The following is a 13,201-nucleotide window of genomic DNA, read 5'->3' as shown; positions in this document are numbered from 1 at the left end:
GAACCCGCTCGAAGGGCTTACTGTTCGACGAGCCTGAGGCGCTGATGATCTAGAACCGTCGGCGACCCCGCCCCGCGCCCGTGCGCGCGGGATAGGGGACGAGCAGCGGCTTCGTCCCCGTCAGCACCGCGAAGGCCGGAGCGCCGATCAGCGCGCGCAGTTCGGGCGCCGTGGCAGGCATGCCGCCTGTATAGGCGCCGTAGGCGGGCAGGATCATCCGCGCCGCGTCGAAGAGCAGGCAGGCCCGCGCTTCGCCGCAGCCGGGCAGGCCGAGCTTGGGGTGGTAGTGGCCCGACAATTCGCCCTGTGCGCCTGGCTCGGCGACGTGGCGAAAGGTCAGCGGTCCCATGACCATCTCGGCATGATGCGCGCCCGGTAGCCCCGCCGGGCCGGGATCATGGTTGCCCTCGACCCAATGCCATGCGCGGCCTTTGATCAGAGAAACGAGCTGCGCGCGATCCTGCGCGTCGAGGCTCTGCGCGGCATCCAGATCATCGAAGCTGTCACCCAGACATAGCACGCCGCCCGCGCCGGTGGCGTTCAGGTCCGCCGCCAGCCGCTCCAGCGTGGCGCGGGTCTCGTAGGGGGGCAGCATGGTGCCGCGCCGCCGCGCGATCCGCTCGGATTTGCCCAAGTGCAGGTCCGAGACGATCAGAAGGTCGCGTGCGGCCCAATAAAGCGCGCCGGAGCCCAGCGCGCACAGGCTTTCGCCTTGGAAAGGGATCTCGATTCCGTTCATGGAACGGTCCCATGCCCGCGCGGGGCGCCGCGTGCAAGCGCCCCGCGCCTCACACCCCCGCGATGGTGGCCGCCCCGAAAGCCGCGAGGCCCGATTCCTTCAACAGGCGCGCGGCCTCCTCCTCGGCCAGACGCTCGCGCCCCGCGCCCGCCACCGGCACCCGGTCGCGCTCCAGCAGCATCGCAGCGGCGAGCGGGGTGGGGCGCTTGGCGCGCACCAGATCGACCCGGCCCTTGGTGCGCTCAAGCATCTCCTCGACGCGGGCGAAATCCACGAGGCCGCGCATCGCCTCTTCGCGGGTGACGCGCAGGATCAGGTGCTCGGGGTCGTATTTCGCCAGCGTGTCGTAGAGGATGTCGGACGAGAAGGTCGCCTGCTTACCGGTCTTGTGCAGCTGCGGCAGGTTCTTCTCGATCAGTCCGGCGATGCTCGCCACGCCCCGAAAGGTCCGCTTCATCACCGCGTTGGAAGTGAGCCAGCCCTCCAACCCCTCGCGCAGCCCGTCCGCTTCGAACAGCGGGGCGGGATCGGTTAGCTCGTCGAGGCCCCAGACCAGCGTGGCATAATCGGTGCCGACGAAGCCCAGCGGATGCAGACCAAGCGTCTCCATCCTCCGGGTGAGCAGAAGGCCCAGGGTCTGCTGCGCGTGCCGCCCCGCGAAAGTGTGGAAGCAGGCATGGTGCCGTCCGTCATGCGGAAACGTCTCGACGAGGATGCGGCCGCGCTGCGGCATCTGCGACACCTCGCGCTGCAGGTGCAGCCAGTCGCGCGTATGGCGTGGCAGCTCGGGCCAGTCGGGGCGCTGCAGCGTGTCGAGGATGCGGTGGGCAAGCTGCGCCGAGGTCGGCATCTTGGCCCCCGCATATGTGGCGATGCGCGGCTCTCGGTCGGCGCGGCGGGTGACCTCGACCGTCATCTCGCGCAGCGTCTCGTAGCGTACGACCTGACCGCCGATGAGAAATGTGTCGCCCGGCGTCAGCGAGGACGCGAAGCCTTCCTCGACCTCGCCCAAGGGGCGTCCGCCACGTCCGCGCATACGGACCTTCAGCATGTCGGCATCCTGAATCGTGCCGATGTTCATGCGGATGCGCAGGGCGGAGCGCGGGTCGCGCAGCTGCCACAGCCCGTCGGGGCGTTTGAGCAGGCGCTTCCACTTGTCATAGGCGCGCAGCGCATAGCCGCCCGTCGCCACGAAATCGAGGCAGTCGTCGAACTGCGCCCGGCTGATGCCCGCATAGGCGCCGACGGTCTTCACCTCGGCGAAGAGCGCGTCTTCGTCGAAGGGCGCGGCACAGGCGGTGATCATGATGTGCTGGCACAGCACGTCGAGCGGGCCGGGGCCTTTGGGGTTGCCGTCGAGCTCGCGCGCCTTCACAGCCTCAAGCGCTGCCATGCATTCCACCACCTCGAACCGATTGGCGGGCACCAGAAGCGCCTTCGAGGGCGCATTGTAGCGGTGGTTGGCCCGCCCGATCCGCTGCACGAGGCGTTTCACGTTCTTGGGCGCGCCGATCTGGATCACGAGGTCCACGTCGCCCCAGTCGATCCCGAGATCGAGGCTGCCGGTGCAGACGATGGCCTTGAGCTCGCCCGCGACCATCGCCGCCTCGACATTGGCGCGGACCTGTCGGCTCAGGCTGCCATGATGGATGCCGATCGGCAGGTCGTCCTCGTTGGCGAGCCAGAGCTTGTGAAAGAAGATCTCTGCCTGCGCGCGGGTGTTGTGGAAGATCAGCGTGGTCTTGTGCCGTTTCACCTGCGCCAGAACCTCGCGCACGGCATAGCCGCCCCCCGCTCCCGCCCATGGCGGCGGGGCCTCGGTGTGCAACATCGAGATGTCGGGATCGGGGCCGGGATCGGCCTCGATGATCTCGCACGGTTCCGGCGCGCGGGCGAGCTGCGCCGCCAGCGCGGCGGGGTCGTCCACCGTGGCCGAAAGGCCGACGCGGCGTAGCCCGGGCGACAGGGTTGCGAGCCGCCCGAGCGTCAGCATCAGCTGGTCGCCGCGCTTGCCCTCGGCCAGCGCGTGGATCTCGTCCACGATGACCCGTTGCAGCCCCGCGAAGATGCGCGGCGCGTCCTCATAGGAGATGAGCAGCGCAAGGCTCTCGGGCGTGGTCAGCAGGATATGTGGAGGGTCGGCGCGCTGGCGCTTCTTGGCCGTCTGCCTTGTGTCGCCGGTACGGTCCTCGACCCGGATCGGCAGGTCCATCTCCTCGATCGGGATGGTGAGGTTGCGGCGGATGTCGGTGGCCAGCGCCTTGAGTGGCGAGATGTAGAGCGTGTGGAGCCCCTGATGCGCGCCGTCGGCCAGCTCCGCGAGGGTGGGCAGAAACCCGGCGAGCGTCTTTCCGCCCCCGGTGGGCGCGATGAGCATCAAGGCCGGCGCATCGGCGCGGGTCAGCATTTCGCGCTGGTGCGGATGGATGCTCCAGCCGCGTTTGGCGAACCAGGTCTCGAAGGAGGGGGGCAGGGTGGTCATCCCCTGCCATCTAGGCGCGGCGGCCCGGCTTTCAAAGCGCCGCGAGGCGCTGCGCCAGTTCGTCGCGCAGGCTTGCGATGCGCGCATCGAGGCCCGCCTCGGTCGCCGTGGCCCCGGTCTCGGACCAATGCGAGAAACGCTCGAGCAGCGGCAGCAGGGTTTCGGTTTCCTCGGCGGTCCAGCCCGAGAGGAACCCGCCCAGAAGCAGAAACTTGTAGCGCCGCACCGCCTCGACGATCGCCTGCCCCGAAGCGGTCAGTGCCACGATGGTGCGTCGCGCATCCGCTTGGCTCGCCGCGCGCTCGGCAAAGCCGCGGGCGATCAGGTCCGACACGATGCGGCTGGCGCGCGAGGGGTCAATGTTGAGCCGCTGCGCCACGGTCGAGACCATGGTTTCCCCCTCAGGGTCGTCGCCAAACTCGTTGGCCGGGGCGTGGATGGCGATCATCACGTCGAGCTGCGCCAGATCGAGCGGCAGGCCAAGCTCGGCCAGCGCCCGGTGGCCAAGCTCGCGCGTGCGGACCCGCCTGCGCCAGCGTTGCAGCACCGCGTCGAAGGCCAACGCCGCGCGCGTGACCTCCGGGTCGATCCCGGCACGCGCCATTTCCCCGATCAGCTCCTCGTCACGTTCGGCCATTCTCCGCCTTTCCAATTTGCATGACGTTGACATGCATGTGCCAGCGACACATATCTGGCGTCACCGCAGTCTCGTCGCAAGACCCACCCGCCCCTCTGGCGGGCCTGCCTCGTTCGTGCCCTGATAACCCGGAGTTTTGCATGACCGCCACACCCGATACCATTCCTACCATGGCTCCGGGGCGGGACAGGCGGGTTCGCCTCGCCCTCTGGGCGGTGGCGGTGACTTTGTTCGTGGCCTCAACCGGGCAGACCATCGTGTCGACCGCACTGCCGGTGATCACTGCCGATCTGGGCGGGCTCAACCGGATGACATGGGTGGTGACGGCCTATCTGCTGGCCTCGACCGTGGGCGCGCCGATCTTCGGCAAGCTTGGCGACCTGTTCGGCCGCAAGGCGGTGCTGCAGGGTGGGCTCGGCGTCTTCACGCTTGGCGCGCTGATCTGCGGCGTGGCGCCCTCGATGGAGGTGCTGATCGCGGGGCGGGCGGTGCAGGGGCTCGGCGGCGGCGGGCTGATCGTCGTGGCGATGGCGGTGGTGGCCGACCTGCTGCCCCCGCGCGAGCGCAGCCGAGTGCAGGGCGCACTGGGCGGGGTGTTCGGCCTGTCGACCGTGATCGGCCCGCTGGTCGGCGGCTTTCTGGTCCAAAGCCTCGGCTGGCACTGGATCTTCTTTGCCAACCTGCCGGTGGTGGCGCTGGCATGGATCGTGCTGCAATCGGCGCTCGAAGGCCGGGCTCCCTCCGTCCGCCCGCGCATCGACGTGGCCGGAGCTGCACTGCTGACCGCGGCGCTTTCGGGTCTCGTCCTGACCTCGAGCCTGGGCGGTACGGCCCTGCGCTGGGGCGATCCGGCGATGCTGGCGCTGATCGCGGCGACGATCGCGGCTCTCGCGGGGTTCTTGGTGGCCGAAACGAAGGCTCAGGAGCCGATCCTGCCGCTGTCGCTGTTCCGGCTCAACGCGGTGGCGGTGGTCAATGCAGCGGGGCTGCTGGTCGGCATGGCGATGTTCGGCACCATCACCTTCCTGCCGCTTTACCTTCAGGTGGTCAAAGGCGTGTCGCCGGTGATGTCGGGGATGTTCCTGCTGCCGATGATGGCGGGGCTGATCGGGGCGTCGGTCGCCTCGGGGCGGGTGATGGGACGCACCGGGCGCTACAAGCTGTTGCCGGTCCTCTCTACGGCGCTTTTGAGCGTCGCGATGCTTGGCCTGTCGCGGCTCGGGGCGCAGACGCCGCTGTGGCAGGTCGCGGTCCTCATGACGGCCACCGGCCTTGGTATCGGCCCGATGATGAGCGTGGGCGTCGCCGCGATCCAGAACGCGGTGCCGCGTGCGATGCTGGGCGTGGGCACCGCGAGCGCCAACATGTTTCGGCTCATCGGCGGCTCGCTCGGCACCTCGATCTTCGGCGCGGTGTTCGGCGCGGGGCTGGCGCAGAACCTCGCCGGGCGGATCGAGGGGGCGGGCCTTGGCGCGATCAGCCGCGAAACGGTCATGGCGCTCGAGCCGCAGGCGCGCGAAAGTGTGCTCGCGGGATTTGCGGCGGCGCTCGACCCGATCTTCCTGCTGGCGGCGGGCATCGCGGCGCTGGCCTTCGCGATCACGCTCATGCTGCGCGAGGAGCCTTTGGCCGAAGCCTAGTGGATCACGTCGCCATCGCGCACGAACATGTTGTCCCACGCCCGGTCGATCAATTCGGGCGTCATCCGGTAGGGCAGGCCCTCGAACTCGCAGATCGAGATGATCTGGTCGATGAGGAACACCGGCTGGTAATTGGCAAAGACGTTGCCGATGGTCGGATACTTGACCTTGAGAAGGTGGATCAGGGCCGCCTGATCGAGCGGCATCCGCTTCTTGCGCGCCACCAGCGCAAAGATCTTCAGGAAGTCCTCCTGGCTCGGACCGTCGATGCGGATCTTGAAGAAGATCCGCCGCAGCGCCGCTTGGTCGAAGATCTCGCGCGGGTGGAAGTTGGTCGAGAAGATCACCAGCGTATCAAAGGGAACCTCAAACTTCTCGCCCGATTGCAGCGAGAGGATGTCGCGGTTTTCCTCGAGCGGCACGATCCAGCGGTTCACGATCTTCTGTGGCGGTTCGGCCTGACGCCCGAGGTCGTCGATGATGAAGATCCCGCCCGTGGCCTTGAGCTGCAATGGCGCCTGATAGGTGCGCGAGACCGGGTTGTAGACGAGGTCCAGCATGTCGAGCGACAGCTCGCCCCCCGTGACAACCGTTGGCCGCTCGCAGCGGACATATCTCGTGTCGAACCTAGTGCTCGAGAGGCGCAGCGCATTCGGATCCTCGGGGGTGTCGTCGACGCTTGCGTGGATCACGGGGTCGTAGAGAGTGATGACCTGGCCGCCGTATTCGATCGCGCAGGGCACGTAGACCAGATCGCCGAAGGCTTCGCGGATGCCGTTCGAGATCGAGGATTTGCCGTTGCCGGGGGGGCCGTACATCAGGATCGAGCGTCCGGCACCGATTGCTGGCCCAAGTTGATCGATCAGGGCGGGCGGCAGCACCAGATGACCCATCGCCGATTGGAGCCGATCACGGGTGAGCGTGATGTTACGCACCGACTGGCGCGACACCTGCGCTCGGTACTCCGCCAGTGGCACCGGCATCGGGCCGAAATATTCCGACTGGGCCAGCGCGTCGAGCGCCCGGGCCCGTCCGCCATCGGTCAGCTGATAGGGCATTTCCGAGCTCGCCCCGGAGCCGGTCAGAGTGCCCATCGCCTCAATGAGCTTCTGGCCTCGCATCAGGTCGACAAGATCCTGTGTCACGTTGACCGGCAGGCGGAGCGATTTCGCGATTTCGCTGACCATCCGAGCATTGGTTCGAAAAATTGTCTTGAGGGCGATATCGCGCATCATCACCACCTGCAGCCCGACCTCGTCGAGGCTGCGCGGCAACTGTGGCGCGGCTGTACCGATCTGCATGTTCATGGTGGCCCCTCCCCGAACGGTCGGGCCTGTCTGGATGAGTAATATGGCATGAGCAGGGAGCAGGCGGGGCGCTAGTTGGTCGCGCCGCCCTCCAGCGCGCGCAGCGCCCGCGCCGCTTCCTCGAAATGCTGCGGATGCGTGTCGACCGCTTCGCGCAGAAGACCCCGGCCGATCGTCACGTCGCTTTGTTTGATCGCCGTGAGAGCGAGTGTGTAGAGCAGTTGCGCGCGTTCGGTCTGGCTCAGCGGGATCACGGGGAGCTGGTAGTTGCGCTGCGCGCCGCGCGCCAGAACTAGGTTGTTCTTGGCGGTGAAAAGCCCCGGCTCCTGCCGCAGCGCGTCGGTGAAGAGCCGCTCGGCCCCGCGATAGTCGCCGCGGGTGAGCTTGGAATAGCCCCAGTTGTTGAGCGCCCCGGCGGGCGTGGTGGTGAGCCCCACGGCGGTCTCGTAGAAGCTGTCGGCGCGGGCCCATTCCTGGTTGCTGTCGGCGACCATCGCCTCGAGCCGGTATCTCTGGAAGGTCTCGAAGGTCGGCGGGACGCCGTCGAGGACCTTTTCGGCGCCGTCCCAATCATTGGTGCGGATCAACGCGTCGGCGAGCTCGACACCGTCGGCGGGTCCCGACTGTGGATGCGCGGTTACCCGGCGCCAGGCCGCGACACCCTCGGGGCCGCGCTTGGCCCGCACCAGCGAGGTGGCCAGACCACGCTGGATCTCGATCGCATCAGGGGTTTCGGTGGCGAGACGCTTGAAATAGGCGACGCTTTCGACGGGGTCGGCCACGGTGAGCATGATCTCGTTGAGATCGGCGTCGCGCGCCTCGCGCAGATCGCTCACCGCGCGGTCCACTTCGCCGTCCGGCGTGCCGCAGCCGACCAGAAACAACGCCGCGAGAGCGGCGAAATGGCGGACGGGAAGTCGCATGGGGCGGCGTCCTTTGCTGCTCGTATCCTCACAGCGCGGTCAGTATCGCGTATTCGCTCGATCCGCGCCGCACCAGTTGAAACTCTTCGGTTTCCTGCGGACCAGCATAGAGAGCGTCGTCCCGCTTGGCGAGGGCCCGGCGCAGGTTGTCGCGCACCATCTCGTCACCGCCATCGACGAGGCCGAAGGCGCGGCGAAAGCTCTCCGCGGCCTCGGCGGTGCGCCCCGTTTCCATCAACACCACGCCGAGGTTGTTCCAGGCCGGGGCGAAATCTTGGTCCAGCGCCACGGCCCGGCGCAGCAGCCGTTCGGCCTGACCGAGCCGCCCGAGACGCAGATTGGCCGACCCCATCGCCGAGAGCGTGTCGACGTCGAGACCGCGCTCCGCCGCCGCGCGCCCATAGGCCGAGAGCGCCAGCTCGGCCTCGTTCGAGGCCATGAGCCGGTGCCCGACGATAAGACCGTCGACATCCGACGCGCCGGAGGGGCCGGGGGCATAGACGCCGCCCGAGGATCTGGACAGGTCGCCCGTGGCCGCGCAGGCTGCCAGCAGGGCGAATGCGGCGATAAGGGCAAAAGGTCTCATGAAAGGGGTGTCAGTTCCCGGCAGCCCCGCCGCCCAGGGTCATGTAGATGTCGTAGAGCGACGGCCCGATCAGGATGATCAGCAGCGGCGGCACCGTCAACATCATCGTGGCCAACGTCATCTTGGTGGGCAGCGTATTCGCCTTTTCCTCGGCCCGCATCACGCGTTTGTCACGCATCTCCGCCGAGAACACCCGCAGCGCCTCGGCGATCGAGGTGCCGAATTGCTGGCTTTGCACCAACACGGTGACGAAGCTCGATATGTCGGTCACGCCGCAGCGCTCGGAGAGGTCGCGCAGCACCAGCGTCTTGTCCTTGCCGGCCTTCATCTCATGCGCGACCTGGCTGTATTCGAAGGCGAGGTCGGGATAGCCCGAGCGCAACTCATGGCTCACCCGGATGATGGATTGGTCGAGCGACTGGCCGGCCTCGACGCAGACCAGCATCATGTCGAGGCTGTCGGGAAAGCCATCGGTGATGTTCTGGCGGCGGGCCTCGCGGCGGCGCGTGACCCAGTATTTGGGGGCCATGTAGCCGATCGCCGCCGGCCCGATCGTGGCGATGATCATGTCCTGCGGATCGGAGCTGCCTTGGCTCAGCGCAAAGACGAGGCCGCCGATCAGCGCGCCGATGCCCAGAGCGAACTGGCTGAAATGGTAGATCCGCACCGCGTTGCGGGTGCGGTAGCCCGCCTGCATCAGCCGCAGCCGCGCGGCCGAGTATTCCTCGGCGTTCTGCGGCTCGAGGAAGGTGGCGTAGCGTTCGAGCTTGTCGGCGGCCGAGGGCGTCCGGAGGCGGTCGACGATCTTCGGGGCGTCGCCGCCGCGCGCGTTCTGGGCCTTGAGCCGGTCGAGGGGATCGCTCTTGCGGCGGAGGAGCACCGGCAGCGTGAGCAGGATCATCGCGAGGCCGAGAAAGCCGACCGCGAGGAGGGGGCCCGCGGGGCCGAGCCGGGCCACGAGCAGGGCCTCGATCTGCTGGAGCAGGTTCATGTATCAGACCTTGATGTTGACGAGGGCGCGCATGACGATGACGTTCACGATCAAGAACGCCGCGACGACGAGGCAGGCGGGCACGAACACCGGCGTCTGGCTCACCTTGTCATAGTAGTTGGGCTCCATCAGGTTGATCGCCGCCAGCGCCGCCAGCGGGAAACCCGACAGGAACATGCCCGACCACTTGGCCTCGGCGGTGATCGCCTTGACCCGCCGGAACAGCCGAAAGCGGGCTCGGACCACTTTGGACAGGCCATCGAGAATCTCGGCGAGGTTGCCGCCCGCCTGCTGCTGGATCGTCACGGCAACGGCGAGGAAGCGCAGATCCTGAAGGTCGAGCCGTTCGGCCATGGCCTTGAGGCTGTCGCTCATGTCGCGGCCATAGGCGGATTCGTCGGCGATCAACCCCATTTCGGAGCCGAGCGGATCGGGCACCTCCTTGGCGACGACGGCGACCGCCGAGGAGAACGGATGCCCGACCCGAAGCGATCGGACCATCAGCTCGATCGCGTCGGGCAGCTGTGCCTCGATGAGGCCGATGCGCTTCTTGGCCTTGTGACCGACCCAGACATAGACGCTTCCCACCCCCATCGCCGCCGCGACGGCGACGCGGATCTCGAGCGCAGCACCCGTGCCGAAGGTGAGCCCGGCATAAGCCACTGCGCCAAGGCCGACCATCAGCAGCACGAGCTGGCGAGGGGTGAAGGCGATGTTGGCTTTTTGCGCCTTGTGGGCGAGGATCGAATAGAGCGGCACGCGGCGCGAGCGCATGTGCTGCGACATCTCCTTGCGCAGCTGTTCGAGCACCTCTTCGCGCCGACCGCCCTTTTCCAGAAGCGTCAGCCGCCGGTTGACCCGGTTGTTGAGGCTGATGGAGCGGCCGAAGACAGTGAGATACACCCCCTCGACCAGCACGAGGACGGCGATGAAGACGAGGCCATAGATGATCGGTTCCGCGCTGAGGCTCATGATCTCACTCCGCCGCCATGGGTTCGAAAAGCGAAGGCGGCAGGTCGTAGCCCCAGAGCCGGAAACGCTCGGAGTAATGGCTGCGCACACCGGTCGCGGTGAAATGGCCGATGATCTTGTTGTCCGGGGTCAGCCCGACGCGGCGGTAGCGGAACACCTCCTGCATCGAGATCACGTCGCCCTCCATGCCGGTGATCTCGGTTATCGAGGTCATCCGGCGCGAGCCGTCCTGCAGGCGGCTGGCCTGCACGATCAGGTGGACGGCGCTGGCGATCTGGGAGCGGATCGCCTTGATCGGCATCTCGATGCCTGCCATGGCAATCATGTTCTCGAGCCGGCTGATGCCGTCACGCGCGGAGTTGGCGTGGATCGTGGTCATCGAGCCGTCATGGCCGGTGTTCATCGCCTGCAGCATGTCGATCACTTCCTCGCCGCGCGTCTCGCCGACGATGATCCGGTCGGGCCGCATCCGAAGCGCGTTCTTGAGACAATCGCGCTGGCTTACCGCGCCGCGGCCCTCGACGTTGGCGGGGCGGCTTTCCATCCGGCCGACATGGGTCTGCTGCAACTGAAGCTCGGCGGTGTCCTCGATGGTCAGGATGCGTTCGTTGTCGTCGATGAAGGAAGACAGCGCGTTGAGCGTCGTGGTCTTGCCCGAGCCGGTGCCGCCCGAGACGATGATGTTGAGCCGGGTGGCGACGGCGGCCTGCAGATAGGCCGCCATCTCCTCGGTCATCGCGCCGAACCGCACGAGGTCGTCGATGCCAAGCTTTTCCTTCTTGAACTTGCGGATCGACACGAGCGAGCCGTCGACCGCGATCGGTCCGACCATGGCGTTGAAGCGCGAACCGTCGGCGAGGCGGGCGTCGACATAAGGGTTCGATTCGTCGACCCGGCGGCCCACGGCGGAGACGATCTTGTCGATGATCCTGAGCAGGTGGCGCTCGTCCTTGAAAGTGATGTCGGTGAGCTGCAGCCTACCGTTGCGCTCCACGAAGATCTGGTGCGGGCCATTGACGAGGATGTCGTTGACCGAATCGTCTTTCAGGAGTGTCTCGAGCGGGCCAAGGCCCGTGACCTCGAAGAACAGATCCTGTCCCAGGCTCTGGCGTTCCTCGCGGTTGAGGGACACGCCCATGGTCTCGAGCGTTTCGGTGGCGATGGCGTTGATCTCGGCCCGCAGGTCCTGTTCGCTGGCCTTTTCAAGGGCGGCGAGGTTGAGCGTGTCGAGAAGTGCCTTGTGCACCTCAAGCTTGATCTCGGCGAAACGCTCCTTGCGGCGGCGTTCCTTGTCGGCGGGGCTGGCCTCGGCGGCACGGCGCGGCAAGTCTGTCGCGGGGGCGGCCCGGCGTGCGGCGGATGCGGCGGTGCCGGACAGGGCGGGTTGTGGAGCAGAGGGTTGCGGCGCGCGGGCCGCCGCCGGGGCGGCGGCGAGGGGCTTGGTCGGGGCGGGCTGACCTTCGGTGTCGGTTTTCCTGAACTTCGAGAACATGACGTCCTCCTGTGCTGGGCTCAGCCTGCCGTTTCGGCGCTGGCGTCGGCGACGTTGACCTTGTGGACCGAGCGCGCGAGTTTCGCGATCTCGCGGCGCAGCGAATTCTTCGCGGCCCCATCGGCAAGCGGCGTGCCGTGATCGGCGCTTTGCGTCACCGCCCGGCCGCCATCGGGAAGCTGGATCTCGATCGAGATCCCGAGTGAATCGGCCAGCCTGCGAGCCCGGCTCTTGCCCGAGAGGTCGGTAAAGCCTGGCGCCCTGTTCAGCACGAAGCGCAGCTTCTCGAAAGGCAGGTCCTCGGATTGCAGCGCTCGCTTGAGCCGCATCGTGTTCTGCGCCGACCGCATGTCGAGTTCGAGCGTCGCGAAGTAGACATGCGCGACCCGAAGCAGGGTCTCGGACCAGTCGACGAGCGTCGGCGGCATGTCGATCACGACGTAGTCGAAATTGACCCGCGCCAGTTCGATCAGATGCGCCACCTCGTCCGGGCCGATCAAATCGAGCGGCACCAGTTCGGATGGCGAGGTCAGCACATGCAGCCGCTCCTGATGGAGCAGCATCGCCGAGAGCAGGCTGTCGCTGTCGGCAGATGCGAGGTCGCCCAGCAATTCGAGCACCGCCTCGCGGCGGGGCAGGTCGAGATAGGTGGCGACGGTGCCGAACTGCAGGTCGAGATCGATCAGGCAGACCCGTGGCGGGGATTTCCGGTCGGCGTTGGCCAGCTCCCAGGCGAGGTTCACCGCCAGCGTCGTGGCGCCGCTGCCGCCGGCCAGCCCCTGCACCGGAATCACGACGCCATTGCGGTCGCCGGTGGCGCGCGGCTCGGGCTTTGGGGCGTCGGGCAGGATCGGTCCCACGCCCCGGCGCAGCCGGTCGATCGCCTGCGCCAGCTCGCCCTCGGGCAGCGGATACGGCACGAACTCGTCGCCGCCCTCGCGCAAGAGTTGGTGCAGCACCGCAGGGCTCACCTCGTCGGCGATGAGCACCACCTTGATGCCGCGCCGTTTGGCATGGGAAATGATGTCGGCGATGAGCGCGAGCTGGCCCTCGTCGTCCTTGCTCAGCGCCACGGCGATGAATTCGAGCTCCGTGGCCTCGGGCTGTTCGAGAAAGGCGAGGGCGTCGTCGAAGCCCAGATCGCCCCAGTTCTCGCCCATCGCGGCTTCCATGTCCTCGATCAGCAGATCGAACAGCTGCACGTCACGGCTGATGGTGCAGGCCGTGATCGGCTGCGGGTCCGGTTGCAAGGGTGCCGTGCTGCTCATTCCTTCGATCCTCTGTCAGGCGGTGGCTCCGCCTTTATATGCTGGTCCGGAGCGTCGCCGAACCCGGCCTTTATCCTCCACCAGACCTTTCATGCAGGGAAATCATGGCTGCATTGGGGCTAAAAAGCTGAAATTGTTGGAAGTGGGGCAACGATCCCCGGGCA

General features: G+C 67.2%; 11 protein-coding genes. 1 reads left to right on the top strand and 10 read right to left on the bottom strand.

What is annotated here, in order from left to right; genetic code table 11:
- Positions 1-49 precede the first annotated feature (49 nt).
- From pdeM to ACJASC_RS09465, 3 genes are read right to left on the bottom strand one after another with little or no spacing between them, the layout of a single operon-like run.
- Positions 50-739, bottom strand: coding sequence for a ligase-associated DNA damage response endonuclease PdeM (gene pdeM, locus ACJASC_RS09475; protein ID WP_415145479.1), 690 nt, complete (start codon positions 737-739; stop codon positions 50-52).
- Positions 740-788: 49 nt separating this feature from the next.
- Complete coding sequence (locus ACJASC_RS09470) at positions 789-3,221, bottom strand: ligase-associated DNA damage response DEXH box helicase (RefSeq protein ID WP_415145477.1); 2,433 nt, start codon at positions 3,219-3,221, stop codon at positions 789-791.
- Positions 3,222-3,252: 31 nt separating this feature from the next.
- The gene (locus ACJASC_RS09465; RefSeq protein WP_021692692.1) at positions 3,253-3,858 is read right to left on the bottom strand and encodes a MarR family winged helix-turn-helix transcriptional regulator; all 606 of its coding nucleotides are present in this window, start codon (positions 3,856-3,858) and stop codon (positions 3,253-3,255) included.
- 140 nt (positions 3,859-3,998) lie between these two features.
- Between ACJASC_RS09465 and ACJASC_RS09460 the strand changes: the two genes are divergently transcribed.
- Complete coding sequence (locus tag ACJASC_RS09460) at positions 3,999-5,498, top strand: MDR family MFS transporter (RefSeq protein WP_415145474.1); 1,500 nt, start codon at positions 3,999-4,001, stop codon at positions 5,496-5,498.
- On the opposite strand, the gene ACJASC_RS09455 is transcribed toward ACJASC_RS09460, so the two are convergent.
- The 7 genes from ACJASC_RS09455 to ACJASC_RS09425 all read right to left on the bottom strand — a co-directional run bounded on the left by ACJASC_RS09455 (position 5,495) and on the right by ACJASC_RS09425 (position 13,037).
- Complete coding sequence (locus tag ACJASC_RS09455) at positions 5,495-6,805, bottom strand: P-loop NTPase family protein (protein ID WP_415145472.1); 1,311 nt, start codon at positions 6,803-6,805, stop codon at positions 5,495-5,497. The genes ACJASC_RS09460 and ACJASC_RS09455 overlap by 4 nt on opposite strands.
- A gap of 71 nt (positions 6,806-6,876) precedes the next feature.
- Entirely contained in the window at positions 6,877-7,728 is an 852-nt protein-coding gene (locus ACJASC_RS09450; protein ID WP_415145470.1) for a tetratricopeptide repeat protein, read from the bottom strand.
- Between the two features lie 28 nt (positions 7,729-7,756).
- On the bottom strand, positions 7,757-8,314 hold the full coding sequence (locus tag ACJASC_RS09445; protein WP_021692696.1) for a tetratricopeptide repeat protein: 558 nt from the start codon (positions 8,312-8,314) through the stop codon (positions 7,757-7,759).
- A gap of 10 nt (positions 8,315-8,324) precedes the next feature.
- Positions 8,325-9,305 carry a type II secretion system F family protein gene (locus tag ACJASC_RS09440; RefSeq protein WP_415145468.1) on the bottom strand — a complete coding sequence of 327 codons (981 nt, stop codon included), beginning with the start codon at positions 9,303-9,305 and terminating at the stop codon, positions 8,325-8,327.
- A 3-nt stretch (positions 9,306-9,308) separates the two neighbouring features.
- Complete coding sequence (locus ACJASC_RS09435) at positions 9,309-10,277, bottom strand: type II secretion system F family protein (RefSeq protein ID WP_415145466.1); 969 nt, start codon at positions 10,275-10,277, stop codon at positions 9,309-9,311.
- 4 nt (positions 10,278-10,281) lie between these two features.
- The gene (locus ACJASC_RS09430; protein ID WP_415145464.1) at positions 10,282-11,769 is read right to left on the bottom strand and encodes a CpaF family protein; all 1,488 of its coding nucleotides are present in this window, start codon (positions 11,767-11,769) and stop codon (positions 10,282-10,284) included.
- 20 nt (positions 11,770-11,789) lie between these two features.
- Positions 11,790-13,037, bottom strand: coding sequence for an AAA family ATPase (locus ACJASC_RS09425; protein ID WP_045319640.1), 1,248 nt, complete (start codon positions 13,035-13,037; stop codon positions 11,790-11,792).
- Positions 13,038-13,201: the final 164 nt, after the last annotated feature.

Origin of the sequence: Limimaricola cinnabarinus (assembly GCF_047631075.1) — a bacterium.
GTDB classification, from domain to species: Bacteria; Pseudomonadota; Alphaproteobacteria; order Rhodobacterales; family Rhodobacteraceae; genus Limimaricola; species Limimaricola cinnabarinus.
This window is presented reverse-complemented; position numbering and strand designations above follow the sequence as displayed.

Excerpts from the sequence above, each read along its gene's own strand:
- ACJASC_RS09435 (WP_415145466.1), bottom strand. The coding sequence starts at position 10,277 with ATGAGCCTCAGCGCGGAACCGATCATCTATGGCCTCGTCTTCATCGCC.
- ACJASC_RS09455 (WP_415145472.1), bottom strand. The coding sequence starts at position 6,805 with ATGAACATGCAGATCGGTACAGCCGCGCCACAGTTGCCGCGCAGCCTC.
- ACJASC_RS09445 (WP_021692696.1), bottom strand. The coding sequence starts at position 8,314 with ATGAGACCTTTTGCCCTTATCGCCGCATTCGCCCTGCTGGCAGCCTGC.
- ACJASC_RS09430 (WP_415145464.1), bottom strand. The coding sequence starts at position 11,769 with ATGTTCTCGAAGTTCAGGAAAACCGACACCGAAGGTCAGCCCGCCCCG.
- ACJASC_RS09425 (WP_045319640.1), bottom strand. The coding sequence starts at position 13,037 with ATGAGCAGCACGGCACCCTTGCAACCGGACCCGCAGCCGATCACGGCC.
- ACJASC_RS09450 (WP_415145470.1), bottom strand. The coding sequence starts at position 7,728 with ATGCGACTTCCCGTCCGCCATTTCGCCGCTCTCGCGGCGTTGTTTCTG.
- ACJASC_RS09440 (WP_415145468.1), bottom strand. The coding sequence starts at position 9,305 with ATGAACCTGCTCCAGCAGATCGAGGCCCTGCTCGTGGCCCGGCTCGGC.
- ACJASC_RS09460 (WP_415145474.1), top strand. The coding sequence starts at position 3,999 with ATGACCGCCACACCCGATACCATTCCTACCATGGCTCCGGGGCGGGAC.
- pdeM (WP_415145479.1), bottom strand. The coding sequence starts at position 739 with ATGAACGGAATCGAGATCCCTTTCCAAGGCGAAAGCCTGTGCGCGCTG.
- ACJASC_RS09465 (WP_021692692.1), bottom strand. The coding sequence starts at position 3,858 with ATGGCCGAACGTGACGAGGAGCTGATCGGGGAAATGGCGCGTGCCGGG.
- ACJASC_RS09470 (WP_415145477.1), bottom strand. The coding sequence starts at position 3,221 with ATGACCACCCTGCCCCCCTCCTTCGAGACCTGGTTCGCCAAACGCGGC.